The organism is Uliginosibacterium sp. sgz301328, assembly GCF_041807905.1.
In the GTDB taxonomy this organism is placed as follows: domain Bacteria; phylum Pseudomonadota; class Gammaproteobacteria; order Burkholderiales; family Rhodocyclaceae; genus JBGVSA01.
The window spans coordinates 17,680-42,486 of the sequence record NZ_JBGVSA010000005.1 but is presented as its reverse complement, the minus strand read 5'-3'; the positions used below and the strand labels follow the sequence as shown (position 1 = coordinate 42,486).

22 protein-coding genes, 2 tRNA genes and 1 riboswitch are annotated in these 24,807 nt (G+C 64.3%); of the genes, 14 read left to right on the top strand and 10 right to left on the bottom strand.

Annotated features, from left to right (window positions below; all coding sequences use genetic code 11):
- Positions 1 to 173: 173 nt before the first annotated feature.
- The 7 genes from ACDA63_RS05255 (at position 174) to aspS (ending at position 8,119) form a co-directional block, all read left to right on the top strand.
- The gene (locus ACDA63_RS05255; protein ID WP_373662143.1) at positions 174 to 677 is read left to right on the top strand and encodes an adenylyltransferase/cytidyltransferase family protein; all 504 of its coding nucleotides are present in this window, start codon (positions 174 to 176) and stop codon (positions 675 to 677) included.
- Positions 678 to 1,056: 379 nt separating this feature from the next.
- Positions 1,057 to 2,772, top strand: a complete 1,716-nt coding sequence (gene pilB, locus ACDA63_RS05250; RefSeq protein ID WP_373662142.1) for a type IV-A pilus assembly ATPase PilB — start codon at positions 1,057 to 1,059, stop codon at positions 2,770 to 2,772.
- 17 nt (positions 2,773 to 2,789) lie between these two features.
- Positions 2,790 to 4,022 (top strand): type II secretion system F family protein, encoded by a 1,233-nt coding sequence (locus tag ACDA63_RS05245; protein WP_373662141.1) that lies wholly within the window; start codon positions 2,790 to 2,792, stop codon positions 4,020 to 4,022.
- A gap of 73 nt (positions 4,023 to 4,095) precedes the next feature.
- Positions 4,096 to 4,944, top strand: coding sequence for an A24 family peptidase (locus tag ACDA63_RS05240; RefSeq protein WP_373662139.1), 849 nt, complete (start codon positions 4,096 to 4,098; stop codon positions 4,942 to 4,944).
- A 147-nt stretch (positions 4,945 to 5,091) separates the two neighbouring features.
- A complete protein-coding gene (locus tag ACDA63_RS05235; protein WP_373662138.1) occupies positions 5,092 to 5,352 on the top strand; it encodes an FmdB family zinc ribbon protein in 261 nt (86 codons plus the stop codon).
- A gap of 112 nt (positions 5,353 to 5,464) precedes the next feature.
- Positions 5,465 to 6,091 carry a DUF502 domain-containing protein gene (locus ACDA63_RS05230; protein ID WP_373662137.1) on the top strand — a complete coding sequence of 209 codons (627 nt, stop codon included), beginning with the start codon at positions 5,465 to 5,467 and terminating at the stop codon, positions 6,089 to 6,091.
- Between the two features lie 240 nt (positions 6,092 to 6,331).
- On the top strand, positions 6,332 to 8,119 hold the full coding sequence (aspS, locus tag ACDA63_RS05225) for an aspartate--tRNA ligase (protein ID WP_373662136.1): 1,788 nt from the start codon (positions 6,332 to 6,334) through the stop codon (positions 8,117 to 8,119).
- A gap of 73 nt (positions 8,120 to 8,192) precedes the next feature.
- Here the strand turns inward: aspS and ACDA63_RS05220 are convergent, their stop codons facing one another.
- Positions 8,193 to 9,380 carry a class I SAM-dependent rRNA methyltransferase gene (locus ACDA63_RS05220; RefSeq protein ID WP_373662135.1) on the bottom strand — a complete coding sequence of 396 codons (1,188 nt, stop codon included), beginning with the start codon at positions 9,378 to 9,380 and terminating at the stop codon, positions 8,193 to 8,195.
- Between the two features lie 158 nt (positions 9,381 to 9,538).
- Here ACDA63_RS05220 and ACDA63_RS05215 point away from each other — a divergent pair, with 158 nt between their 5' ends.
- Genes ACDA63_RS05215 through xerC form a run of 4 tightly spaced genes read left to right on the top strand, consistent with a single transcriptional unit; the run spans position 9,539 to position 12,529 of the window.
- Positions 9,539 to 10,054, top strand: a complete 516-nt coding sequence (locus tag ACDA63_RS05215) for a hypothetical protein (protein WP_373662134.1) — start codon at positions 9,539 to 9,541, stop codon at positions 10,052 to 10,054.
- Between the two features lie 46 nt (positions 10,055 to 10,100).
- Positions 10,101 to 10,931, top strand: coding sequence for a diaminopimelate epimerase (dapF, locus tag ACDA63_RS05210; RefSeq protein WP_373662133.1), 831 nt, complete (start codon positions 10,101 to 10,103; stop codon positions 10,929 to 10,931).
- Positions 10,932 to 10,934: 3 nt separating this feature from the next.
- On the top strand, positions 10,935 to 11,603 hold the full coding sequence (locus ACDA63_RS05205) for a DUF484 family protein (RefSeq protein WP_373662132.1): 669 nt from the start codon (positions 10,935 to 10,937) through the stop codon (positions 11,601 to 11,603).
- A gap of 5 nt (positions 11,604 to 11,608) precedes the next feature.
- Entirely contained in the window at positions 11,609 to 12,529 is a 921-nt protein-coding gene (gene xerC, locus ACDA63_RS05200) for a tyrosine recombinase XerC (protein ID WP_373662131.1), read from the top strand.
- A 5-nt stretch (positions 12,530 to 12,534) separates the two neighbouring features.
- Here xerC and ACDA63_RS05195 read toward each other — a convergent pair whose 3' ends face one another.
- The 3 genes from ACDA63_RS05195 to ACDA63_RS05185 all read right to left on the bottom strand — a co-directional run bounded on the left by ACDA63_RS05195 (position 12,535) and on the right by ACDA63_RS05185 (position 14,767).
- Complete coding sequence (locus tag ACDA63_RS05195; protein ID WP_373662130.1) at positions 12,535 to 12,951, bottom strand: CoA-binding protein; 417 nt, start codon at positions 12,949 to 12,951, stop codon at positions 12,535 to 12,537.
- Between the two features lie 80 nt (positions 12,952 to 13,031).
- On the bottom strand, positions 13,032 to 13,907 hold the full coding sequence (locus ACDA63_RS05190) for a lysophospholipid acyltransferase family protein (protein WP_373662129.1): 876 nt from the start codon (positions 13,905 to 13,907) through the stop codon (positions 13,032 to 13,034).
- On the bottom strand, positions 13,904 to 14,767 hold the full coding sequence (locus tag ACDA63_RS05185; protein ID WP_373662128.1) for a lysophospholipid acyltransferase family protein: 864 nt from the start codon (positions 14,765 to 14,767) through the stop codon (positions 13,904 to 13,906). The genes ACDA63_RS05190 and ACDA63_RS05185 overlap by 4 nt, the downstream gene beginning before the upstream one ends.
- 247 nt (positions 14,768 to 15,014) lie before the next feature.
- Between ACDA63_RS05185 and metK the strand changes: the two genes are divergently transcribed.
- Positions 15,015 to 16,181, top strand: coding sequence for a methionine adenosyltransferase (gene metK / locus ACDA63_RS05180; RefSeq protein WP_373662127.1), 1,167 nt, complete (start codon positions 15,015 to 15,017; stop codon positions 16,179 to 16,181).
- 70 nt (positions 16,182 to 16,251) lie between these two features.
- Here the strand turns inward: metK and ACDA63_RS05175 are convergent, their stop codons facing one another.
- Positions 16,252 to 17,904, bottom strand: coding sequence for an isovaleryl-CoA dehydrogenase (locus ACDA63_RS05175; RefSeq protein WP_373662126.1), 1,653 nt, complete (start codon positions 17,902 to 17,904; stop codon positions 16,252 to 16,254).
- 129 nt (positions 17,905 to 18,033) lie between these two features.
- A riboswitch (S-adenosyl-L-homocysteine riboswitch) is annotated at positions 18,034 to 18,119 on the top strand.
- Between the two features lie 76 nt (positions 18,120 to 18,195).
- Between ACDA63_RS05175 and ahcY the strand changes: the two genes are divergently transcribed.
- On the top strand, positions 18,196 to 19,605 hold the full coding sequence (gene ahcY / locus ACDA63_RS05170; protein ID WP_373662125.1) for an adenosylhomocysteinase: 1,410 nt from the start codon (positions 18,196 to 18,198) through the stop codon (positions 19,603 to 19,605).
- 48 nt (positions 19,606 to 19,653) lie between these two features.
- Entirely contained in the window at positions 19,654 to 20,493 is an 840-nt protein-coding gene (metF, locus tag ACDA63_RS05165; RefSeq protein WP_373662124.1) for a methylenetetrahydrofolate reductase [NAD(P)H], read from the top strand.
- Between the two features lie 337 nt (positions 20,494 to 20,830).
- Here the strand turns inward: metF and ACDA63_RS05160 are convergent.
- The 5 genes from ACDA63_RS05160 to ACDA63_RS05140 form a co-directional block, all read right to left on the bottom strand.
- Positions 20,831 to 20,906: transfer RNA gene (locus ACDA63_RS05160), tRNA-Lys, on the bottom strand.
- 74 nt (positions 20,907 to 20,980) lie between these two features.
- Positions 20,981 to 21,056 (bottom strand) — tRNA-Lys (locus tag ACDA63_RS05155).
- Between the two features lie 205 nt (positions 21,057 to 21,261).
- The gene (locus ACDA63_RS05150) at positions 21,262 to 22,188 is read right to left on the bottom strand and encodes a glycosyltransferase family 2 protein (protein WP_373662123.1); all 927 of its coding nucleotides are present in this window, start codon (positions 22,186 to 22,188) and stop codon (positions 21,262 to 21,264) included.
- Between the two features lie 2 nt (positions 22,189 to 22,190).
- Positions 22,191 to 23,117 (bottom strand): glycosyltransferase family 2 protein, encoded by a 927-nt coding sequence (locus tag ACDA63_RS05145; protein WP_373662122.1) that lies wholly within the window; start codon positions 23,115 to 23,117, stop codon positions 22,191 to 22,193.
- On the bottom strand, positions 23,114 to 24,619 hold the full coding sequence (locus ACDA63_RS05140; RefSeq protein ID WP_373662121.1) for a lipopolysaccharide biosynthesis protein: 1,506 nt from the start codon (positions 24,617 to 24,619) through the stop codon (positions 23,114 to 23,116). Before ACDA63_RS05140 ends, ACDA63_RS05145 begins: the two co-directional genes overlap by 4 nt.
- Between the last annotated feature and the right edge of the window lie 188 nt (positions 24,620 to 24,807).

Below are 24,807 nucleotides of genomic sequence, written 5' to 3'. Positions count from 1 at the left end.
CTGCGATATTGCCGTCAAAGGCCGTGGAATGGCCGCCACTGCCCGTCGGGACGTGGCGACAGGCCACATCAAACGTTTAACTGCGCCGTTATGCCAGACAAGTCGCCCTGTGGCGCCTGCGCTACACTTGTCGGCTTCCATGTCCTTATTCGTGGTCGCCCGGCCACTCGATCATGTCCGATTCGCACTCCTACGCTCGCCCCGCTTTCGAAGCCAAGATCTGCCCGCCCGAGGACCTGGCGCAGCGTGTCGCCACGCTGGGCCGCCGCCCGCTGGTGTTTACCAATGGCGTGTTCGACATCCTGCATCGCGGCCATGTAACGTATCTGGCCCAGGCGCGCGCGTTGGGCGCCGCGATGGTGCTGGCGCTGAACACCGACGCGTCGGTCAGACGCCTGGGCAAGGGCGACGACCGCCCCATCAATACGCTGGCGGATCGCGCGGCGGTTGCCGCGGCACTCGACTGCGTCGATCTGGTGACGTGGTTCGACGAGGACACGCCGATCGAACGCATCCTCGCCTGCCGCCCGGACATCCTGGTCAAGGGGGGCGACTGGCCGGTGGAGAAGATCGTCGGATACACCGAGGTGCGGGGTTGGGGCGGTAGCGTGCATTCGATTCCCTTCGAGCACCAGCGCTCGACGACGGCGCTGCTGGGACGCATCCGGGCGAATTGAACCGCTCCCGCCCGGAGCCTCGGGGCGTGCTGCCCGGACGACGGGGCCGTCATGCGCCATAGCGTGAAATGCTGATCATTGCGGCTTTCATTGCCGTCCGCACGCCGGCCCTTTCCCGGCTACAGTTCCTGCAGGGGCGCACCCTGTGTACGGGCAAGGGTGAACACCTACTGCCCGAAAGGGCATTTGGCGTTCAAGGACGGCTGCGCCGTGCCGATGCAGTGGCATCGAAACCGATAATGGGCTTGTCTCGCCTTGGCGCGGAACGGGCTCCGATGCGACCGTCGGTCTGCGACGAGAGCCGAATGCGTTGCCACGCCGGTCGATTCGCAGGCAACATCAAGTATCCAGCCCAAGTGTCTGATTTTATATAAACGTCATGGCGGCCAACCCACAACTCGCCCTGTCAGGCCTCGCACGCGCGCTCGTGCAGCATGGTCGGCTCAAGGAAGCCGATGCTGCCGCATGCTCGGGCCCGACCAGCAATCCCGGCGGTTTTGTCGGTGAATTGGTCCAGAAGGGACTGATGCGCGCCGTCGAAGTGGCCATGTTCGGCGCGGAGACGTTCGGCTTCCCGATGCTGGACCTGGCGGCGCTGGACGATTCGCAGGTGCCGCGCGACGCCATCGACAACAAGCTGGCGCTCAAGCACCAGGTGCTCGCGCTGGGCAAGCGCAACAACCGCCTCATCGTGGCGCTGGCCGATCCGACCAACCTTCGCGCGCTCGACGAGATCCGCTTCCAGACGGGATTGGCCGTCGACCCGATCGTGGTGGAGGTCGACAAGCTCGCGTCCCTGCTCGGCAAGCTGACCGAGTCGACCAACACCGCGCTCAACAATCTGAGTGCGGGCGACGATTTCGACCTTGAAGGCGTGGCCGACGGCGTCGAAGCCGAAGAGCAGTCGGCCGACGCGCAACTGGACATCGACGACGCGCCGGTCGTGCGCTTCATCCAGAAGGTGCTGGTCGACGCGATCAATGAAGGCGCCTCGGACATCCACTTCGAGCCCTACGAAAAGTACTACCGGATTCGCTACCGTACCGACGGCATCCTGCGCGAAGTGGCTCAGCCGCCACTGGCGCTGAAGGAAAAGATCTCGGCGCGGATCAAGGTCATCTCGCGCCTGGACATTTCGGAAAAGCGCGTCCCGCAGGACGGCCGGATGAAGCTGGTGCTGTCCAAGACCAAGGCCATCGACTTCCGCGTATCGACACTGCCGACGCTGCACGGCGAAAAAATCGTGATGCGTATTCTCGACCCCAGCTCGGCCATGCTGGGGATCGACGCCCTGGGTTACGAGCCGGACCAGCGCCGCGCACTGCTCGACGCGGTGGAGCGCCCGTACGGCATGGTGCTGGTCACCGGCCCGACCGGCTCGGGCAAGACGGTGTCGCTCTATACCTGCCTGAACATTCTCAACAAGGGCGGCGTGAATATCTCCACGGCCGAGGACCCTGCGGAAATCAACCTGCCGGGCATCAACCAGGTCACGATGAACGACAAGGCCGGCCTGAATTTTTCGACCGCGCTGAAGTCCTTCCTGCGGCAGGACCCGGACGTGATCATGGTCGGTGAAATCCGCGACCTTGAAACCGCCGAAATCTCGATCAAGGCGGCGCAGACGGGCCACCTCGTGCTGTCGACGCTGCACACCAACGACGCGCCGACCACGCTGGAGCGCCTGCGCAACATGGGCGTGGCACCCTTCAACATTGCGTCGAGCGTGATCCTGATCACCGCCCAGCGTCTGGCGCGGAGGCTGTGCTCCTGCAAGAAGCCGGTGGACATTCCCGTCGAGGCTCTGCTCGACGCCGGATTCGCCGAAAGCGATCTGGACGGCTCGTGGTTGCCCTATGGCCCCAACGGCTGCGACCGCTGCAAGGGGACCGGCTATAAGGGCCGGGTGGGCATCTATCAGGTGATGCCCATCACGGAAGAAATCCAGCGCATCATCATGACTGGCGGCAACTCCATGGACGTTGCCGCGCAAGCCCAGCTCGAGGGCGTGAAGGATCTGCGCCAGTCGGGCCTCTTGAAGGTCAAGCAAGGTGTGACTTCGCTGACCGAAGTCCTGGCCACCACTAACGAGTAAGAAACACGGATCCAGCAATGGCCACAGCAGCCCGCAACGTCCGCCGATCGGCGGAGCAAAAGGAAATCCTCTTTACCTGGGAGGGCAAGGACAAGTCCGGCAAGATTGCCCGGGGTGAAATGCGGGCTCAGACCGAAAACGTCGTCCAGGCGACGTTGCGCCGACAGGGCATCTCGGTGACCAAGGTGAAGAAGCGCTCGTTCGGGCGCGGCGCCAAGGTCAAGGACAAGGACGTGGCGATCTTCACGCGCCAACTGGCGACGATGATGCGCGCGGGCGTGCCCTTGCTGCAGTCATTCGACATCGCCATCAAGGGCGCGGGCAATCCGGCGCTGGGTCGTCTGCTCAACGATATTCGTACCGATGTTGAGACCGGTACAAGCCTGTCGGGCGCGCTGCGCAAGCATCCGAAGTACTTCGATGCGCTCTATGCCAACCTCGTGGCGGCCGGCGAACAGTCGGGCGCGCTGGAAAACCTGCTCGACCGACTGGCGACGTACAAGGAAAAAATCCTCGCCATCAAGAGCAAGATCAAGTCGGCCATGTTCTACCCGATCTCGGTGATCGTGGTGGCCATGGCCGTCGTGTCGGTGATGATGCTGTTCGTCATCCCCGAATTCAAAAAGGTGTTCACCAGTTTCGGCGCCGACCTCCCCGCCCCGACGCTGCTGGTGATCGCCATGTCCGACTTCTTCGTCGAACATGCGTTGCTGATCTTTGGCGCCCTGGGCGCGATCGTGGCCGGCCTGTTCTACGCGTACAAGCGTTCTCCGGCGATGCAGGCGACGCTCGACAGGATGATCCTGCAGGTTCCCGTGATCGGCGACATCATCCGCAAGGCCACCATCGCCCGCTGGACGCGCACGCTGTCGACCATGTTCGCCGCCGGCGTGCCGCTGGTCGAAGCGCTCGACTCGGTCGGCGGTGCCGCGGGCAACAATGTCTACAAGGTGGCCACGCGCGCGATCCAGAACGAAGTCGCCACGGGTACGAGCCTGACGGTCGCCATGCAGGGCGCCAACGTGTTTCCGCCCATGGTGGTGCAGATGATCTCCATCGGCGAGGAATCCGGTCAGCTCGACGGCATGTCGGGCAAGGTGGCCGACTTCTTCGAACGCGAGGTCGATGACATGGTCGCGGGCCTGACCCAACTGATCGAGCCGCTGATCATCGTGTTCCTTGGCGTCATCATCGGCGGCCTGGTGGTTGCCATGTATCTGCCGATCTTCAAACTCGGTTCGGTGGTTTGAGTCACAATCCGGCATCTTTCGCACAACGGCGCCTGCGGGCGCCGTTGTTTTGTCACGCGCAGCCCATCACACCATGATCGAATACCTGCACGACCCCATTGTCTTTACCGTCGTCTGCGGCCTTGTCGGCCTGTGCGTCGGCAGCTTCCTCAACGTGGTGATCCACCGCCTGCCCAAGATGCTCGAAGCCCAATGGCAGGCCGAGGCCGCCGAGATGCGGGGAGAAGAGCCTCCAGCGGCGCCGCGCTTCAACCTGGCGACGCCGCGCTCGCGCTGCCCGCATTGCGGGCATGTGATCACGTCGCTCGAAAACATTCCGCTGGTGAGCTACATCGCGCTGGGCGGCAAGTGCAGCCACTGCAAGGCGCGCATCAGCCCGCGCTACCCGATCGTGGAGCTTGTCACCGGCCTGCTGTCGGCCGCCGTGGCGTGGCACTTCGGCTACGGATGGGCGGCAGCGGGCGGGATTGTCTTTGTCTGGGCGATGGTGGCGCTGACCTTCATCGACCTGGACACGTTCCTGCTGCCGGACAACATCACCCTGCCGCTGCTCTGGCTCGGTCTGCTGCTGAACCTCTGGGACACCTTCGTTCCGCTGCAGACGGCCGTGATCGGCGCCATGGCCGGCTATCTGTCGCTGTGGTCGATCTACTGGCTGTTCAAGATCGTCACCGGCAAGGAAGGCATGGGCTACGGCGACTTCAAGCTGCTCGGCGCCATTGGCGCCTGGCTCGGCTGGCAGACGCTGCCGGTGGTGATCCTGCTGTCGTCGGTGGTCGGCGCGGTGGTCGGCATCAGCCTGATCGTCTTCCGCAAGCACGGCCGCGAAGTGCCGATCCCTTTCGGTCCCTACCTGGCGGCCGCGGGCGTGCTGGCGCTGTTCTTCGGGTCGTCCCTGGCCCGCCTCTTCATCCCCGCTTGAAATTCCGCGCGGCAAGCCCTATCTGCGGCTTGCCGCGCGCGCCATTCGTGCTGCCTTTTGTGCTTCTGCGGCAATGAGTTAGACTTGCGCAGCCTTTCCTTGCGCGGCGCACAATGGAAAGGCGCTTTTGTTTCTGTCGGAGGCTCCATGCCGATCTATGCCTATCGCTGCAATGACTGCAGCTTCGAAAAAGACCACCTGCAAAAGATGTCGGACGCGCCCATCGCGGCCTGCCCGTCCTGCGGATCGTCGAACTACGCCAAGCAGGTTTCGGCGGCGGGTTTCCAGCTCAAGGGCAGTGGCTGGTACGCCACCGATTTCAAGGGCGGCGGCAGCTCTGCGGCCAAATCGTCGGCACCCGAGAGCGCCCCGGCGCCGTCTTGCGGCAGCGGCTGCGCCTGCCACTGATTCTTTGCGGGCGCATGGCCCGCTCACTTGGTCCCCCTGCTGATCTGAACAGGCGGACAGACCGGGCGCAACGGCCGGCCCGACGAGGCGGCCTGCGACCATTGCGGTGACTATGAAGAAATATCTCATTACCGGACTGCTGGTTTGGGTTCCCCTGGCAATCACGGTGTGGGTCCTGCAGCTGGTGATCAGCACGCTGGACAGCACGCTCCTGCTGCTGCCGATCGAACTTCGGCCGTCACGGTGGCTCGGCTTCCAGGTCTGGGGAATGGGTACGCTCATTTCGCTGGCGATCGTGATGCTGACCGGCGTGGTCGCGTCCAACCTGCTCGGCCAGCGACTGGTGCAGTTCTGGGAAGCGCTGCTGTCGCGCATTCCTGTCGTCAAGTCGATCTACTCCAGCGTCAAGCAGGTTTCGGACACGCTGCTGGGCCCGGGCGGACAGGCTTTCCGCAAGGCGTTGCTGGTCCAGTATCCGCGCGAAGGCAGTTGGACCATCGCCTTCCAGACAGGGGCGCCGGGCGGGGAAGTCGCCGACGCCTTGGGCCACAATCTGATCAGTGTCTATGTGCCGACCACGCCCAATCCGACTTCGGGCTTCTTCCTGATGATGCGGCGCGACCAGGTCATCGAGCTCGACATGTCGGTCGATGCGGCCCTGAAGTACATCATTTCGATGGGTGTCGTCGTACCCGAGCACCACAAACAGGCGCATTTGCCGGCCGTAAGTGATATGTGACGCAAAATCGGGCAAACTTACGCCCCATGAAAAATATCCACCTCGCCCATTCCGGCTTGCCGCGAAATCCTGCGGGCTGAACGCCTGGCACGCGCTCAGCCCTCGAACGTACGACGCCCGTACGACTCAGCGCCTCAGATACACGACGGAACCGGTCCGGCCCCTGGCCTGCGACGGCATCCGGGCGATGCGGTTTCGCAATCAGATTCAAGAGATCCACGGAATTCTTCGGAGAACACCATGCGCACCACCTATAGCGGCCTCGTAAACGCCGCTTACCTCGACCAGATCGTCACGCTGTACGGCTGGGCCCACCGTCGTCGCGACCACGGCGGTGTGATCTTCATCGATCTGCGCGACCGCGAAGGCCTCGTGCAGATCGTGTGCGACCCGGATCGCGCCGAGACCTTCAAGATCGCCGAAGGCGTGCGCAACGAGTTCTGCCTGAAGATCGTCGGCAAGGTGCGCCGTCGCCCGGAAGGCACGATCAACAGCAACCTGGTCTCTGGCGAGGTGGAAGTGCTGTGTCATGAGCTCGAGGTGCTCAACCCCTCGGTGACGCCCCCGTTCCAGCTCGACGACGAAAACCTGTCCGAGACCGTGCGCCTGACGCACCGTGTGCTCGACCTGCGCCGCGCGCCCATGCAGCGCAACATGATGCTGCGCTACAAGACGGCCCGCGCGTTCCGCCGCTTCCTGGACGACGCCGGCTTCATCGACATCGAAACCCCGATGCTCACCAAGAGCACGCCCGAAGGCGCGCGCGACTATCTCGTGCCCTCGCGCGTGCATGACGGCCAGTTCTTCGCGCTGCCGCAGTCGCCGCAGCTCTTCAAGCAGTTGCTGATGGTGTCGGGCTTCGACCGTTACTACCAGATCACCAAGTGCTTCCGCGACGAAGACCTGCGCGCCGACCGCCAGCCGGAATTCACCCAGGTCGATATCGAAACGTCGTTCCTGACCGAAGGCGAGATCATCTCGCTGATGGAAGAAATGATCCGCACGGTGTTCAAGGAGGCGATCGACGCCGACCTGCCGAACCCGTTCCCGCGCATGGCCTATAGCGAAGCCATGGCGCGCTTCGGCTCGGACAAGCCGGACCTGCGCGTGACACTGGAATTCACCGAGCTGACCGACGTCATGAAGAACGTCGACTTCAAGGTGTTCAACGCCGTGGCCAACAGCGAAGGCGGCCGCGTGGCGGGCCTGCGCATCCCGGGCGGCGCTGAACTGTCGCGCGGCGAAATCGACGCCTACACGCAGTTCGTGGCGATCTACGGCGCCAAGGGGCTGGCCTACATCAAGGTCAACGACGTGGCCGCCGGCCGCGATGGCCTGCAGTCGCCGATCGTCAAGAACCTGTCGGATGACGCGCTCAAGACCATCATCGAACGCACGGGTGCGGCCAATGGCGACCTGATCTTCTTCGGTGCCGACAGGGCCAAGGTGGTCAACGACGCCCTGGGCGCGCTGCGCGTGAAGATCGGGCACGAAAAGAATCACCTCGACGGCCGCAAGTGGGCGCCGGTGTGGATCGTGGACTTCCCGATGTTCGACTACGACGACGAAGACAAGCGCTGGGTCGCCTGTCACCATCCGTTCACCAGCCCGAAGGACGAGCACCTGGAGTTCCTCGAAACCGATCCGGGCAAGTGCCTGGCCAAGGCCTACGACTGCGCGCTGAACGGTTGGGAAATCGGTGGCGGCTCGGTGCGTATCAACCGCGCCGACGTGCAGGAGAAGGTCTTCAACGCACTGGGCATCGGCGAAGAAGAAGCGCAGCTCAAGTTCGGCTTCCTGCTCGACGCGCTCAAGTACGGCGCGCCGCCGCACGGTGGCGTGGCCTTCGGTCTGGACCGCATCGTCACCATGATGACGGGTGCGGAGTCGATCCGCGACGTGATCGCTTTCCCGAAGACGCAACGCGCACAGGATCTGCTCACGCAGGCCCCGAGCCCGGTCGACGAAAAGCAGCTGCGCGAGCTGCACATCCGCCTGCGCAACCCGATCAAGGCCGAAGAAGCCTGATCGCGGCACCTGCCGCAGACAAAAAAGCCACGGGCGAGCCCGTGGCTTTTTTTCGTTCTGGATGCGCGTCCGATCAGCCGACCTGGCAGGCCAGCCCCTTGAGGTATTCACCTTCCGGCACCGCCAGGCCAATGGGGTGATCCGGGGCCGCGGCAAGGCGGTGAATGATGCGCGCATCGACGCCCGCATCGACGGCGGCACCCGCGACGATGCTCTGGAACAACTCTTGTCCGATGCCGCCCGAGCATGAATACGTCATCAGGATGCCGCCCGGATTGAGCAGGCGGAAACCGTGCAGGTTGATGTCCTTGTAAGCGCGCGCGGCGCGGTCGGCGTGCGATGCCGAGGGCGCGAACTTGGGCGGATCGAGCACGATGAGGTCGAACTTGCGGCCTTCCGTACGCAAGGTGCGCAGCGCCTCGAAGACGTCCGCCTCCCACCATTGGGCACGTGTCGCGTCCAGTTGCGGGTTGAGTTCGACATTGCGCTGCGCCGTGGTCAGCGCGGGCGCGGACGAATCGATCGACAGTACCGACGTGGCGCCGCCAGCCAGGGCCTGTAGGCTGAAGCCGCCGGTATAGCAGAAGCAGTTGAGCACCGAGCGCGCGCTGGCGAGCTGACGCGTAAGCAGGCGATTGTCGCGCTGGTCGAGGTAAAAGCCTGTCTTGTGGCCGCCGACAACATCCACCAGCATGCGGATGCCGTTCTCGTCGATCGACAGGTCGGCGGGCAACTCGCCATGCAACACGCCCACGCGCGGCTCCAGCCCTTCTCGCCCCCGCACGTCCGAATCCGAACGCTCGTAGACGGCGTCGCAGCCGGTCGCCTGCACGAGCCCCGCGACGATCGCATCGCGCCATTTTTCGGCGCCGGCGCTCGTCAATTGCAGGACGACGACCTTACCGTAGCGATCGGCGATGACACCGGGCAGCCCGTCGGACTCACCGTGGATCAAGCGCACGCCGTCCTGTGCGCTCAGCGCCGGGTGGCGGGCGCGGCGCGCCACGGATTCGGCCGCCTTGCGCTTGAAGAACGCATGGTCGATGGATTGCTCGGTATCGAAGGTCCACATGCGGGCACGGATCTGCGAGGCTGGCGAAAACGCTGCGCGCCCGATGAGTTCCCCGCGCGGATTGATCACGTCAACGGTGTCGCCCGGTTTGGTGCGGCCGGCCACGCGCTCGACCGAGCCGGCGAAGATCCACGGGTGGCGGCGCATGAGCGATCGCTCCTTGCCCGCCTTGATGATGATTTCGGCCATGACCGTACTGCCTGAAATACAAACGGCGGATTCTACCGCAGGGCACCCCGGGTGCCCCGACTGGCTTCGTTCTTGCTAGATTGGATCGAAGCGGGATTGAACTCGTCGGTACGCAGTCCGGTCCGACCTTGACTGAGCACGAATACTCCGGACAGACCATGAACCCGACCTCTGCCGCACCTGCCATCATCGATTTCGAAGCCTCCGGGTTTGGCCGGGGCAGCTATCCGATCGAGGTGGGTTTCACTCTGCCCGACGGCCACAGTTTCTGTTCGTTGATCCGCCCCGAACCCGAATGGGTGGCCTGGGACCGCGCCGCCGAACGCGTGCACGGCATTTCGCGCGACATGCTGCTCCAGCATGGGCGCCCCGTCGAAGACATCGTCTTGCTGATGAACGAGCGCCTGCGCGGGCTGACCGTCTATAGCGATGGCTGGGCCTACGACTTCGTATGGCTCAATCTGATGTTCGATGCGGCGCACCGCGTGCCGAGCTTCCGTCTCGAACACCTCGCCAGGCTGCTCGGCGAAGGCGAAGCCAGCCGCTGGAATGGCGTGCGCAATGAAGTCGAGCGCGAGCTTGGCCTGTCGCGCCACCGCGCCAGCAATGACGCCCGCGTGCTGCAGGCGACGTGGCGGCGGCTGCACGACGCATCCCTGCCCAACGCGGCCTGATTCTGCGCCGGTAGCGTCGCGCCCGCCCGGCTGCGATAATCGGCGGATGAAAATCCGCTTCACGAAAATGCAGGGCCTGGGCAACGACTTCGTGGTGATCGACGCGATCAACCAGCAGGTCGAACTCACGCCTGAACAAGCCCGCTACCTGGCTGACCGCCGCTTCGGCGTCGGCTGCGACCAGATCCTGATCGTCGAACGCCCCACGCAGGCAGGCGTCGACTTCCGCTACCGCATCTACAACGCCGATGGCGGCGAGGTCGAGCAATGCGGCAACGGCGCGCGCTGCTTCGTGCGGTTCGTGCACGACAAAGGGCTCACGCGATCGAAGGAAATCCGCGTGGAAACCAGGTCGGGCATCATCGGGCCACGACTGAATGACGACGGACTCGTCACCGTCGACATGGGCGTGCCGGTGTTCGAGCCGGCGCGCGTGCCTTTCGTGAGCGATTCGGATGCCGTCGTGCAGATGCTTGAGGTCGGGTCCGACAAGGTCGCCATCACCGCGGTATCGATGGGCAACCCGCATGCCGTGCAGGTGGTGGCCGACGTCGACACCGCACCGGTACAGGAACAGGGCGCGCTCATCGAGCGTCACCCGCGCTTTCCCGCCCGCGTGAATGCCGGCTTCCTGCAAGTGGTGAACGACCACACCATCAACCTGCGCGTCTTCGAGCGCGGTTCGGGCGAAACGCTGGCCTGCGGCACGGGCGCTTGCGCCGCCGTCGTCACCGGCATCAGCCGCGAGCTGATCGCCTCGCCCGTCACCGTACATACCCGCGGCGGCGATCTGTCGATCGCTTGGAACGGTCCGGGCACGCCTGTGCTGATGACCGGCCCCGCAGTGACCGTCTTCGACGGCGAAATCGATATCTGACCCATGTCCGCCCATCACGCCATGCAAGAACAAGACGTCATCCAGTACCTGCTCGATCATCCGCAGTTCTTCGACGACAACGCCGAGTTGCTGGCCGAGCTCAAGCTGTCGCACCCGAACAATGGCAGCGTCATTTCGCTGACCGAGCGCCAGCTTATCGCCCTGCGTGAAAAGCTGGCGCAGGTACAGGGCAAGCTGGGCGAGTTGATCGGTTTCGGCGAAGAGAACGACGCCATTCTCGAAAAGCTCCATCGGCTGGCCGTTGCCGTGGTGGCGGCCAATACCGTCGCGGCACTGACCAGCATGCTGTACATGCATCTGCGCGACGACTTCGATGTGCCGCACGTGGCGCTGCGGGCCTGGGGATTCGGCCCCGGTGACGGCGGCGAAGAATTCGTCTCGCCGCGCGAAGAGTTGCGCACCTTTGCGTCCGGCCTGCTGCGCCCCTATTGCGGTCCGGTAAACCTGCCCGAACACAGCGACTGGTTCGGCGAAATGGCGCCTCACATCCGTTCCGTGGCGCTCATTCCGCTGGTGCGCGCGGACCACACGCCGGGCCTGCTCGCGCTGGGCAGCGAAGACCCGCAGCGCTTCTACGGCGAGATGGGCACGCTCTACATCGAGCGCATCGGCGAACTCGTCGTCACGGCACTGCAGCGGATCAGCGTCTGACGGTCATGCGCGCAGATGCCGCCCCGGATTCGCCTGTCGAACTGAGCGCCGAGGCGGCGGATTACCTCGAATACCTCGCCACGCAGCGGCGGGCCAGCCCACACACACTGAGCAACTACCGGCGCGACCTGGAACGCCTGCAGGCGCTGACGAGCAATCGCCCGCCCACCACGATCAATGCACACGACATACGCCGTTGCGCGGCCCGTCTGCACGCGGGCGGTCTCGGCCCGCGGTCGGTGGCACGCGCGCTGTCGTCATGGCGCGGCATGTATCGCTGGCTGGTGCGGCAGGGTCGCGTCGATACCAATCCTGTGCTGGGCGTGCGCCCGCCTCGCGCCCCCAAGACCTTGCCCAAGGCACTCTCGCCCGACCAGGCCAGCACGCTGCTCGACGGCGCCGAAGGCGATCCGCTGCGCGTGCGCGATCAGGCGATGTTCGAACTATTCTATTCGTCAGGCCTGCGCCTGTCGGAGCTGGTCGGGCTGGACCTGGCTGGCGCGCACAGCATCAGCGAGGGTGAAGTGACGGTATTCGGCAAGCGCGGCAAGACGCGGCGCGTACCGGTCGGCAGCATGGCCTTGCAGGCCTTGCAGGCCTGGCTTGCGGTACGCGGGGGTTTTGCTGCGGCAGATGAAGAAGCGCTTTTCGTCAGTCAGCGCGGAGCGCGGCTTTCGGCCCGCAGCGTCGGCGCGAGGCTGGCGGAATTCGCACAGCGGCGCGGGCTGCCGATGCACGTGCATCCGCACATGCTGCGCCACAGTTTTGCCTCGCACCTGCTGCAGTCGTCCGGCGACCTGCGCGCCGTGCAGGAGTTGCTCGGCCACGCCAGCATCCGCACGACGCAGGTCTACACGCACCTGGATTTCCAGCATCTGGCGAAGATCTACGACAGCGCGCATCCGCGCGCCAAGAAGAACGGCTGAGCCGTTCAGACGCCAAAAAGGCGACGCGCCTCGCGCCACATGCACCGGTCCATGACCACCTGCATGCCTGCCGCCTGCGCACGCAGGGCCTCTGGCTCATTCACCACGCCTTCCTGCAGCCACAGACGAGGCGCCCCGATGGCGATGGCATCGTCGACGATCGGGCCGACGGCCGCCGACGCGCGAAAGACGTCCACGATATCCACGGGGAAAGGAATGTCGCGCAGCGACGCGTAGGCTTTCTCGCCGAACAGGCTGTCCAGGCCAGGCCGCACCGGCACGATGCGATAGCCCAGCGATTGCAGCGAAGTCGCCACGTGATGGCTTGGCCGCTCGGGGTCTGGCGAGGCGCCGACCATGGCGATGGTCTTCACCGCGCGCAGCAGTTGCTCGATGGCCTTGGCATCAGGGTTGGTGAACATGGTTTGCTCCTTGTACGCGCGGCGTGCGCAAAAGCGACATCCTAGTGCCGGACTCGCCCAGCCTTGCCGACAGGATCAATTCAGCGGTAGAGCTTGGGTTCGCCGGGCGGACGCGTCTTGAAGCGTTTATGCACCCAGTAGTACTGCTCCGGCGTCTTGCGCACTTCGACTTCGATGGCTGCGTTCATGCGCGCGGTGTCGGCCGTGACGTCGTCAGATGGGAAATCCGTCCACGGATCTCCGAACTCGCCGACGTAGCCACGCCCGCCGGGCTTCATCCGCACGATGAGCGGAATCACGACCGCGTCTGCCAGACGCGCCAGCCGCGAAAGGCCGGGAATGGTCGCTGTCTGCACGCCGAAGAAAGGCACGAAGATCGATTCCTTCGGGCCGTAGTCCAGATCGGGCAGGTAATAGAAGGGCCGGCCCTGGCGCATGGCCTTCACCGCGCCGCGAATGCCTTCCTGGCGCGACAGCAACTGCTGGTCGCGAAAGCGGGTGCGGCCGTGCAGGAGCATTTTCTCGAGCAACTTGTCGTTCTGCGCGGCATACATGCTGACGCAATCCATTTCCATCGCCATGCGAGAGCCAGCCATGTCGAGGCCGACGAAGTGCGGCACCAGCATGATGACGGCGCGCCCGGCATCGTGAGCGGCACGGACTTTCTCGACGCCTTGCAGGTCGACCAGCCGGCGCACACGCGATTCGCTGGCCCACCAGATGACGCCGCGTTCGAGCATCGAGCGCGTTACGGCCACGACATTGGCACGCGCCAGCTTGCGGCGTTCGCCGTCCGACAGTTCAGGAAAGCACAGGCGCAGATTGGTGTGCACCACGCGGCGGCGGGGAACGACGAGCACATACAGCACGTGCCCCAGCAACCAGCCAAACGCGGCCTGAACCGGCAGAGGCAGCCAATGCAGCAGCCACAGGAACACCAGCAATACGCGCGTCATTGCACGGACTCCGGGCGCGGCGCGCCGGCGGGCACCTTGTAGCGGTTGTAGCCCCACAGGTATTGGCTTGGATTCAGCATGATGACGCGTTCGATCTCACGATTGATTGCGTGGACCCGCTCTTCGAGCGTGCCCGCGATGGGTTCGGCCGGTTCGATGGCATGGATGCGCCAGCCGCGGCCGGCAGGCAGACGCTCGCCCCAGAACAGGACGACCTGCGTGTCGCGAACTTCCGTCAGTCGCGCGGCGAGCGTCATGGTGTAGGCAAGCCGCCCGAAGAATGGCGACCACATCCCCTCGCCCACGCCCGGCACCTGGTCGGGCAGGATGCCGACCATGCCACCGCCGCGCAGCGCCTTGATGAGGCTGCGCACGCCGGAAAGATCGGCGGCCACCAGCCTGGTGTTGGCGCGCTCGCGCCCGGCGCGCAGGATCGGTTCGAGTTCGCGCTGCTTGGGCGGCCGGTACATGATGGTCAGCGGCGTGGTCAGGCCGACGTACATCGAGGTGATCTCGAAGCAGCCCATGTGCGGTGTCACCGCCAGCACGGGACGGCCTGCGTCCAGGTGCGCCTTGAGGCGATCCTGGCCGACGAATTCGACGACCAGCGGTTTGATGTCGTCCAGAGGCCGTTGCCACAGGAAGGGCATCTCGAAGATCTGCTTGCCGGTTTCCCGTGCGGCGGCCCACGCCTCGGCTCGCGTCGGGGTACGGCCCAGGGCACGTGCCATGTTCTCGCGCAGGCGACGACGGTATGGACCGGAACTGAAGTACGTGATCAGCCCGGCCACGCTGCCGGCGCGTTGCAGGGCGGGCAACGACCAGGTGCCGAGCCATCGGAATAAGGAAAGAAGATTCACGAAATTGTCGTCGGTAGCGCGCCGGCATGCCCTCTGTCACGCTTGGTGACAGGCAGTGCTTGCGCAGCAGGCGGCAAGAAAAGTTATAATTCTCCCATCCGCCGAGTTAAACAGACAACTTGCAGGGCGGGCATGCGCACAGAACGCATGAAAATACTGCTAAAGCGTCGCCTGCTCGAAACCCCGGAGTTGGCCTCGCGCCAGTGACGGGGTTTTTGCTTTTTGACGAGCAAAGGAGCAGCAAGTAATGGTTCAAGAATATCTCTTCTCGTCCGAATCGGTCTCGGAAGGCCATCCCGACAAGGTCGCCGACCAGATCTCCGACGCGGTCCTCGACGCCATCCTCGCCAACGATCCGCACGGCCGCGTGGCCTGTGAAACCCTGGTGTCGACGGGCCTTGTGGTCATTTCGGGCGAAATCACCACGACCGAGCACATCAACTACCGCGAGATCGCGCAGAACACCGTTCGGCGCATCGGTTACGACGACTCGGAAATCGGCTTTGACTACAAGTCGTGTGCGGTGCTCGCCGCCATCAACCGCCAGTCGCCGGACATCGCGCAGGGCGTCAATGAGGGCGAAGGCCTCGATCTCGAACAAGGCGCGGGCGACCAGGGGCTGATGTTCGGCTACGCCTGCAACGAGACCCCGCAATTGATGCCGCTGCCGATCTACTACGCGCACCGCATCATGCAGCGCCAGGCCGAAGTCCGTAAGGACGGTCGCCTGCCCTGGCTGCGCCCGGACGCGAAGAGCCAGCTCACCGTGCGCTACGCCGACGGCAAGCCGGTCGCTATCGATACCGTCGTGGTGTCGACGCAGCACAGCCCGGACGTGTCGCACGCGCAACTGTCCGAGGCCGTCATCGAAGAAATCGTCAAGCCGGTGCTGCCCAAGCATCTGCTCGAAGGCAACGTGCGCTACCTGATCAACCCGACCGGCCGCTTTGTGGTGGGTGGCCCGCACGGCGACTGCGGCCTGACCGGCCGAAAGATCATCGTCGACACCTACGGCGGTGCTGCTCGCCACGGTGGCGGTGCGTTCTCGGGCAAGGATCCGTCCAAGGTCGACCGCTCCGCCGCCTACGCAGGCCGCTATGTCGCCAAGAACGTCGTGGCTGCCGGCCTGGCCGACCGTTGCGAAGTGCAGGTGGCGTACGCCATCGGCGTGGCGCGTCCGGTTTCGCTGATGGTCAACACCTTCGGCACCGGCAAGATCAGCGACGACAAGATCGTCCAGCTCATCGAGCGCCATTTCGATCTGCGTCCGAAGGGCATCATTGCCTCGCTCGACCTGCTGCGTCCGATCTACTCCAAGACCGCCGCCTACGGCCACTTCGGTCGCGACGAACCGGAATTCACCTGGGAAGTCACCGACAAGGCCGACACGCTGCGCGCCGAAGCCGGTCTGTAATCGCAAGACGCTACGGCACAAAGGGAAAGGGCCAACCTTCGGGTTGGCCCTTTTTTCTGGCGCAAAAAGGCTATCGCCTCAGGGGCTGCCACGCGCGCTGAAGGATCGATGCCACGGGCATCGCACTATCCAGCATGCCAAATGCGTCGCGCCCGTGCGCCGAATCGCGAAGGCGGCTGCCAACGAATCCTTCGGCCACTGACAGCGGCGCGGAATATTTGAGCAACGCCGACTGCACGAGCAACACCAGGACACGCGCCAGATCGCGTGCGACAAATTCGTCGCCGGCCACCGTCAGACGATGCGCGCGTGCAATGGCGCTCATCGCGCAACCGTCGCCCGCGTGGGCGTCTCCCAGATAGGCCCACAACGCTTCCGCCGCATCGGGCTCGCGCCTGAGCGCGCGCAATACGTCCAGGCACATGACATTGCCCGAACCCTCCCAGATGGAATTCACGGGCGCCTCGCGATACAGGCGCGCCAGCGGCCCTTCTTCCACGTAGCCGTTGCCACCGAGGACTTCCATGCATTCGCCCGTCACGTCGATGGCACGCTTGCACACCCAGAACTTGGCAGCCGGCGTAATGATGCGCCACAGCGCCCGCTCCAGCGGGTCGCTCTGCGCCCGTTCGCAGGCGCGCGCCAGACGCAGCGCGAGCGTGGTGGCAGCCTCGCTTTCGAGCGCCACGTCGGCGAGGACGTTGGTCATCAGCGGCTGCTCGATCAGACGTTTGCCAAAGGCTTGGCGATTCGATGCGTGATGCAGCGCCTGCACGAGCGCCTGCCGCATGAGTGCAGCACTCCCCAGTACGCAATCGAGCCGGGTATAGGAGGCCATCTCGATGATGGTATTGATGCCGCGCCCAGGATCGCCGACCAGGATGCCTTCCGCATCGTCGAACTCGACTTCGGATGACGCGTTGGAGCGGTTCCCGACCTTGTCCTTGAGACGTTGCAGATGAACGCCGTTGCGCGTGCCGTCCTCGCGCCAGCGCGGCACATAGAAGCATGACAGCGCGTCATCGGTGCGCGCCAGGACGAGATGCGCATCGCACATCGGCGCAGAGAAGAACCACTTGTGGCCGGTCAGCGCATACCGTTCGCCCCTGCCCGGGCGCGCCAGTGCGCGCGCGGTAGTGGTGTTGCTGCGCACGTCGGAGCCGCCCTGCTTTTCGGTCATGCCCATGCCGATCATGGCCGAACGCTTGGCATCCAGCGGACGGTCATCGGCGTCGTATTCACGAGAGAACAGTTGGCGCGAGATCGTCGCAAAGAGTGCGGGCTCGCGCTGCAGCACAGGAATCGCTGCGAACGTCATCGTGGTCGGACACAGCGAGCCTGCCTCGATCTGACCGTGGAGGAAGAACGCAGCAGCTCGGGCAACGTGTCCGCCCGGCGAAGGATCGGACCACGCCGAGCAATGCACGCCCTGCTCGCGCAGCAGGGCGATGAGCGCATGCCAGGCAGGATGAAAATCGACACTGTCGATGCGGTAACCGTTGGCGTCGAAGGCGCGCAGACGCGGCGCCTCGCGATTGGCCAACATCCCCATCGCGCGGACTTCCCCGCCCCCCAACCGGGCGCCGAGCGCCGAGAGCGCCGCCGTGTCCGCGCCGGCACCGTCGCGCACCAGCGCCTCGCGAAGCACGAGGTCCGAGTCGAAAAGGTTGTCGTCCAGCAGGGGTGGAACCTGGTTGAAGACTTGATGCGTGATCGTCGCCATGGTGACCTCCGATAGCGGTCACATTTAACGCACGCCGGCGATCGGGCTTCTATTGGGGCATGCCACAGCCGTGGATTCCCCGAGTTGCCGAAGCTACGCAGCAAGGCCTCCCTCGCGTATAATGCGCGGCTCTCCGAGGAGCGCTGCGAGGTTCGACCCCAGGCTCGGAGGCCGTGCCAGCCACGGTCAAAACGTTTCAACGGCGCTCACCTGACAAACCGTGCCGGGCACGGGTCGAAGGTGAGACACAAGCGCCCCTTCCCCACCCGGCCACACGTTCAAGGACGACGCATGAACACTGTGGCTGAATTCAAAGATTACGTGATCGCCGATCTCTCGCTGGCCGACTGGGGCCGCAAGGAAATCCGCATCGCCGAAACCGAAATGCCGGGCCTGATGGCCATCCGCGACGAGTACGCCGCTACCCGCCCGCTGCGCGGCGCGCGCGTCACCGGTTCGCTGCACATGACCATCCAGACCGCCGTGCTGATCGAAACGCTGATTGCGCTCGGCGCCGAAGTGCGCTGGGCTTCGTGCAACATCTTTTCGACGCAGGACCACGCCGCCGCCGCCATCGCCGATGCAGGCATCCCCGTGTTCGCCGTCAAGGGCGAATCGCTGGAAGACTACTGGGAATACACGCACCGTATTTTTGAATGGGCAGACGGCGGTTATTCGAACATGATCCTGGATGACGGCGGCGACGCAACGCTGCTGCTGCACCTGGGCGCGCGTGCCGAGAAGAACCCGTCCCTGCTGTCCAATCCGAGCAGCGAAGAAGAGCGCATCCTGTTCGCCGCCATCCGCGCCAAGCTGGACAAGGACCCGACCTGGTATTCGGTGCGCCTGGCACAGATCAAGGGCGTGACGGAAGAGACCACCACCGGCGTCCACCGCCTGTACCAGATGCACGAAAAGGGCGAACTGAAGATCCCCGCGATCAACGTCAACGATTCGGTCACCAAGAGCAAGTTCGACAACCTGTACGGCTGCCGTGAATCGCTGGTCGACGGCATCAAGCGCGCCACCGATGTGATGGTCGCCGGCAAGATCGCCGTGGTGTGCGGCTACGGCGACGTGGGCAAGGGTTCGGCACAGGCGCTGCGCGCACTGTCGGCGCAAGTGTGGGTCACCGAAATCGACCCGATCTGCGCCCTGCAGGCCGCCATGGAAGGCTACCGCGTGGTGACCATGGAATACGCCGCCGCGCATGGCGACATCTTCGTGACGTGTACCGGCAACTATCACGTCATCACCCATGACCACATGGCCCGCATGAAGGACCAGGCCATCGTCTGCAACATCGGACACTTCGACAACGAAATCGACATCGCCTCGGTCGAGCAATACCAGTGGGAAGAGATCAAGCCGCAGGTCGATCACGTGATCTTCCCGGACGGCAAGCGAATCATCATCCTCGCCAAGGGCCGCCTGGTGAACCTCGGCTGCGCCACCGGGCACCCGAGCTACGTCATGTCGTCGTCGTTCGCCAACCAGACCATCGCGCAGATCGAACTGTACGCATACACCGAAAAGTACCCGGTGGGCGTCTACACGCTGCCCAAACATCTGGACGAAAAGGTCGCGCGCCTGCAACTGAAGAAGCTCAATGCGCAACTGACCGAACTGACCGACCAGCAAGCCGCCTACATCGGCGTTGCCAAGGAAGGTCCGTACAAGCCGGACCACTACCGCTACTGATGATCTGACCGGTGCGGCCCTTTTGAGGGTCGCATCGCAAGGACCGACATGACAGACAAGAAATCTCGTTTCAGCGTTGAGTTCTTTCCGCCGGCCACGCCTGAAGGAACCGAAAAGCTGCGCAACGTTGCCCAACAACTGGCCGCGCTCGGCCCCGAGTTCTTCTCGGTGACCTACGGCGCGGGCGGCTCCACGCGCGATCGCACGCTCGCCATCGTTCGCGGACTCATGGCCGAGGGACAAGATGCGGCGCCGCACCTTTCGTGCATCGGCGCAACGCAGCAGAGCATCCGCGACCACCTCGCCGAATTCCGCGATATCGGTGTGCAACGCATCGTTGCGCTGCGCGGCGACCTGCCCTCCGGCATGGCCGATCCGGGCGAATTCCGCTACGCCAACGAGCTGGTCGCATTCATCCGGCAGGAGGCAGGCGACGCGTTCCGTCTCGAAGTCGCCGCGTACCCGGAAGTGCACCCGCAGGCCCGCAATGCGCAGACCGATCTGGCCAACTTCGTACGCAAGGTCCGGGCAGGCGCGGATTCCGCGATCACGCAGTACTTCTACAACCCGGATGCCTACTTCTACTTCGTCGACGAAGTCCGTCGCCAAGGTATCGACATCCCCATCATGCCGGGCATCATGCCGATCGCCAGCTACAGCAAGCTGGCGCGCTTCTCAGAAACGTGTGGCGCGGAAATTCCGCAATGGATGCGTCGCAAGTTCGAAAGCTACGGCGACGACGCCGAGAGCGTCCGCGCATTCGGGCTGGATGTCGTGACCGCCATGTGTCAGCGACTGCTCGACGGCGGCGCGCCGGGCCTGCACTTTTACACACTCAACCAAGCCGGGCTCACCAGCACCATCTGCAAGCGACTCGGTTTGGCGTAAGAAGCGCCTCCCGCGCCTGTCGCGCCGCAACCCGCGCGGACAGGCCGGGCAGCGTACAAGTCTTGCACCGCGAGGCTCGATGAGCCTGGTTGCCATCTCCACTCGAAAGAACTTCGGACGACGGAAGCGACATTCACTGCGAAGTTGGCTTCCGTACGTTCCAGGCCTTCCGCTGGCGTCCACCAATCACGGCGACAAGACGATCAATAGGAGCGAAACCGGACCGCGACGGCGCTGAACCAGCAGCAAATGCCACGACGTTCGAAACGACTTCAGTCCGTCTGGGGCAGCGCCAGAAAACAAAAAGCCCAGTCCGAAGACTGGGCTTTTTTGAATCTGGTGGGGGCACAAGGACTTGAACCTTGGACCTACGGATTAAGAGTCCGCTGCTCTACCAACTGAGCTATACCCCCGAACGCGAGTGGCGCATTCTACTGCACTTTTGAACGGTATAGAAAGTCTTGATGACTTCCGACTTTTATCCGTTTGGTGGGTCGTGCAGGACTTGAACCTGCGACCAACGGATTAAAAGTCCGCTGCTCTACCAACTGAGCTAACGACCCCCTGTGCAGCAGAGAGGCCGAATTATAGGTGGCGTTTTTTAGCTCGTCAAGAAGGATTCGAGCAGATCGACTCGAGGCCTATCCACTGGCCGTACCCGGCTCGGGAAGCTCCTTGCGGCCTTCGGCATGACGCGCTAACGCCAGATAAGCCAGCATCCAGCTTCCGTCGCGGACAGCGAACTACAGGCTCCGAACCGGCACCCCGTTATTGCTTTTGTTCCAGTTTGCCGCCACGGCCGCGCAGGCCGTCGGCGATGCCGCGGAGCATCATCGTTGCGTGCTGATGACGTGGGCGTGCCAGGAGAGCATAGAAGCCGAAGCGCAGCACCGCGCGCAGGCCATCCGCGAGCTTCCAGTCGCGTGGGATGTGGGGCATGCGATACAGCAGCACTGCATTGCGGAACATGTAGTAATGCCGCAGCGGGCTGCGCGCCGGATAAGCCGTTCCGCAAAAGCGGATCGGCTCGTCGCCCAGCGAATGGGCCATGGCTGCCGAGAAACAGCCGAAGTTATGGAACCCCTTGCTGCGCGCGCGCTGCCCCCATTCGATGTCCACGTAGTCGATGAAAAGCGCCTCATCCATGTCGCCCACGACGTCGATGGCTGTCATCGGCATGAGGCAGCCCGATGCGATGAGGTAGTCGACTTCGACGGCGTCCCCCTCTTCGGCCTGCATGCAGCGTGCGAGCGACAAGCCGCGGACGCGGATGAAAGGCGGTGGATTGTCCTGGCGGGAATCCATATAGCGCGGCCCGACCGAAGCCGGGCGCCGGCCTTCGGATTCCAGTCTCAGCAGGCATTGCAGCAGTCGCGAGACCATGTCGGGCGCCGGTTCGCTGTCGTGATCGAACAGCGCCACGTGGCTGGCACCAAGCTGCCGCGCGCGCGCAATGCCTCGATTCTGAGCAGCGGCGATGCCGAGATTGTCGCCAAGGGCGACAAAGATCTCGCGTGACTGGCCTCGCGCTGCGATCCAGTTGGCGAGCGCATCGCCCGACCCGTTGTCAACGATGACAATAGCATCGAGCTGTTCGGCAAGCGCGTCGAGCAGTCGACCCAAGGTGACGTGATCGGGCTTGTAGGTGACGATCACACCGCATACGCACGGGGACGGGGATGCAGAGGCACTCATCTTCAGATCCTACACAACAAGAGCACGCGTCGGCGCCAACGATACGGCCACATGCCATGGCGCCACAGCAACAAGCGCCGGCCAAGCCAGCCCTCATCGTAGAGCTGCGCCAGCGCGCGGGCCGGCGCCAGGCGCGCGGGATCGACGTGAGCGCCGATCGCTTCGACCAGCGCCTCTGCGCGTCGGCACGATGGGCGCAGATCGAGTCCCCGGCGAACGCTGGAGTCGGCCTTGAGTGCCGCCCCCATGCCGCCGGGGCGACTTGCGCCGACCACGTTCTTCCCATGCTGGCGATAGCGCACGAGCGCGGCATCTACATACGCAATGCGCCCTGTGGCAGCTGCGATGAGCGCCAGCCAATGATCATGCATCTGCGCAGCGTCGGGCATGGGTAAGGCAAGTTCGAGCAGTGCGCGGTTGATCAACGTGGCACAGCCCGTGACGGTGTTCTCCATCAGCAGTCGGGCGAGGTCATTGCGCGCCGGGTCGATGCCCTGGTAGCGCCAGAAACTTGGCGCGATCGGCGAGAGCGCGTCGTCGACGAGTTCGAGATCGCAGTGGACGAGCGCCGGCACGGCGCCAGCCTCGCCTTCGAGATTGCGCATGGCCGAGAACAGGTGTTCAAGCTTGTGCGGCAGCCAGATGTCATCCTGGTCGCAAAAGGCGATGTAGTCTGCCTGCGCCTGCGCCATCAAGGCGGCGAACGAGCCACGTGCGCCGAGGCGAGCCTCGGTCGGCAGTATCGTCACGCGCAGGGGGAACCGATGCGCAAAGGCCTGCAGGATGGCGCTCGTATCGTCGGAAGAACCGTCGTCGCGCGCGAACAGATGCCAGTCGCGGTGCGTCTGCGCTTCGAGGGAGGCCAGTTGTCCGGACAGGTAGCGGCCGCCGTTGTAGGTTGCCAGCAGGATGTCGATACGCGCGGTCATGCATTCCCTCGCATCATCCGACGCCATGCCGCTGCAGCCATCGGCCGCAGGTGACTTCCGCACAGACCGCCGACCGCGCCCGCGGCAAGCGCCGCGCCCGCCAGCATCAGCAGCGTGCCCCAACGCCCCAGCGACGGCACGCGCCAGGCGATCAAGGCATAGGCTGCGAAGCAACCGAGCAGCACGGCGACCACGTCGCGCAGCAACCAGTTCGCGGTCAGCCCGGGCATCATGGCGCGCTGCGTGCCGAGCATCCATGCAAAGAAGAACACCGCATTGCCCGCCAGCCACGTCCAGGCCGCGCCCTGCGCACCGTAATGCATGGCCATGATGACGATCAGCGGCCCCCATAGCACCGCCAACGCAAGCGAACCCACCACGTGCCGGCGCACGTTGCCGCTCGCGTACTGCAGTTGAAAGACGAGGCTCGATAAGGCCCAGAAGACATTGCCTGCGGCGTACAGGGCGAGCAGTCCGGCGATGCGTTCTGCGACCTCCGGCGCACCGGTCCATGCAAACAACACTTGCTCGCCCAGGAAGATGGCCGCGCCGGCAACGACGCCGAGAATCCACGACAGTACTTGCGTGCCCCGCCGATACAGGTCGGCCAGATCGGCGTTCGCTCGCGAAGCAGCCAGATAGACCAGCCGCGGTTGCAGAGCTTGGGTGAACGGCGTGGCAAGGATCGCGACTGCGCCAGCGGCCACCGTGGCGAGCGAGTACTCACCGAACGCCGACATGCTGATGACATGCGACAGAATGAGGCGGTCGGTCTGCGCCAGCACGCCCCAGATGATGCTCAAGGCCGCCATCGCGCCGGCGAATCGCAGCACGGGACGAAAGGCCGCCATGCTCGGGCCGATCGCGCCGCCGCCGGGCAAGGTGCGCGTGAACAGCAGCCGGAGCAGCAGCAGTTCGGCCACGGCAAGGCAGGCCTGGTAAGTGAAGAAGCTCGTCACTGCGTTCGACACAAAGGCCAGCACGGCCAGCACCACGACCGAACGCACCGTACTCAGTCCGACCTGGCACGCGTTGAGCAGTGCGAAGCGCTCCATGCCGATGAGACCGCTGCGATAGAGCCCGCTCAGCCAGCGCAACCCCAGCATCAGTCCCATCATGGCCACGCACCAGGCGGCGCTGCGTGGTTCGATCGTTTCCAGTTGCAGCCAGTCGCTGACGACCGTGCCACGCAGGATCACGACGAGACCACCGCACACAATGCCCAGCACCGCGAACAGACATTCGGCGCTGCGAATGAAGCGCCAGACCGCATCGGTCGTCAGTTCGCCAGCGCGGTAGCGGGACAATTCACGGATCAACGTCGGCGACACACCGGCGTCAAGCAGCGCAAACCAGGTTTGCAGTGCGACGAAGAAGCCGACCAGTCCGTAGGCTTCCATGCCCATGAAGTGGATGTATGCCGGCACCATGAGCACATTGATGCCGACACTGTAGATCTGGCCCGCCATATTGGCGGCCACACCCCGGCGCAATGATCTCATCGCATCCGCCCTGCCGAGAGGCGGACGTCTGCACCCGCGCCATTGCCGAACGCGCCCACGGCGTCACGACGACGGAGCATGGTGCGGACGGAATACACAGAGGGGAAAAACGGCATCAAGTGGTGGAGCGCCGCAGCCAAAGCCACAGCGCGATCGCTAGGGTCGGGCGATTGTACCCCAGCGCCGCC

Bases quoted from the DNA above. Each gene is read 5' to 3' on its own strand.
- ACDA63_RS05245 (WP_373662141.1), top strand. From the start codon at position 2,790: ATGGCCACAGCAGCCCGCAACGTCCGCCGATCGGCGGAGCAAAAGGAA.
- ahcY (WP_373662125.1), top strand. From the start codon at position 18,196: ATGAACACTGTGGCTGAATTCAAAGATTACGTGATCGCCGATCTCTCG.
- ACDA63_RS05145 (WP_373662122.1), bottom strand. From the start codon at position 23,117: ATGACCGCGCGTATCGACATCCTGCTGGCAACCTACAACGGCGGCCGC.
- ACDA63_RS05205 (WP_373662132.1), top strand. From the start codon at position 10,935: ATGTCCGCCCATCACGCCATGCAAGAACAAGACGTCATCCAGTACCTG.
- xerC (WP_373662131.1), top strand. From the start codon at position 11,609: ATGCGCGCAGATGCCGCCCCGGATTCGCCTGTCGAACTGAGCGCCGAG.
- ACDA63_RS05220 (WP_373662135.1), bottom strand. From the start codon at position 9,380: ATGGCCGAAATCATCATCAAGGCGGGCAAGGAGCGATCGCTCATGCGC.
- aspS (WP_373662136.1), top strand. From the start codon at position 6,332: ATGCGCACCACCTATAGCGGCCTCGTAAACGCCGCTTACCTCGACCAG.
- ACDA63_RS05230 (WP_373662137.1), top strand. From the start codon at position 5,465: ATGAAGAAATATCTCATTACCGGACTGCTGGTTTGGGTTCCCCTGGCA.
- ACDA63_RS05140 (WP_373662121.1), bottom strand. From the start codon at position 24,619: ATGAGATCATTGCGCCGGGGTGTGGCCGCCAATATGGCGGGCCAGATC.
- ACDA63_RS05190 (WP_373662129.1), bottom strand. From the start codon at position 13,907: ATGACGCGCGTATTGCTGGTGTTCCTGTGGCTGCTGCATTGGCTGCCT.
- ACDA63_RS05240 (WP_373662139.1), top strand. From the start codon at position 4,096: ATGATCGAATACCTGCACGACCCCATTGTCTTTACCGTCGTCTGCGGC.
- ACDA63_RS05195 (WP_373662130.1), bottom strand. From the start codon at position 12,951: ATGTTCACCAACCCTGATGCCAAGGCCATCGAGCAACTGCTGCGCGCG.
- ACDA63_RS05150 (WP_373662123.1), bottom strand. From the start codon at position 22,188: ATGAGTGCCTCTGCATCCCCGTCCCCGTGCGTATGCGGTGTGATCGTC.
- ACDA63_RS05175 (WP_373662126.1), bottom strand. From the start codon at position 17,904: ATGGCGACGATCACGCATCAAGTCTTCAACCAGGTTCCACCCCTGCTG.
- metK (WP_373662127.1), top strand. From the start codon at position 15,015: ATGGTTCAAGAATATCTCTTCTCGTCCGAATCGGTCTCGGAAGGCCAT.
- ACDA63_RS05255 (WP_373662143.1), top strand. From the start codon at position 174: ATGTCCGATTCGCACTCCTACGCTCGCCCCGCTTTCGAAGCCAAGATC.
- dapF (WP_373662133.1), top strand. From the start codon at position 10,101: ATGAAAATCCGCTTCACGAAAATGCAGGGCCTGGGCAACGACTTCGTG.
- metF (WP_373662124.1), top strand. From the start codon at position 19,654: ATGACAGACAAGAAATCTCGTTTCAGCGTTGAGTTCTTTCCGCCGGCC.
- ACDA63_RS05215 (WP_373662134.1), top strand. From the start codon at position 9,539: ATGAACCCGACCTCTGCCGCACCTGCCATCATCGATTTCGAAGCCTCC.
- pilB (WP_373662142.1), top strand. From the start codon at position 1,057: ATGGCGGCCAACCCACAACTCGCCCTGTCAGGCCTCGCACGCGCGCTC.
- ACDA63_RS05235 (WP_373662138.1), top strand. From the start codon at position 5,092: ATGCCGATCTATGCCTATCGCTGCAATGACTGCAGCTTCGAAAAAGAC.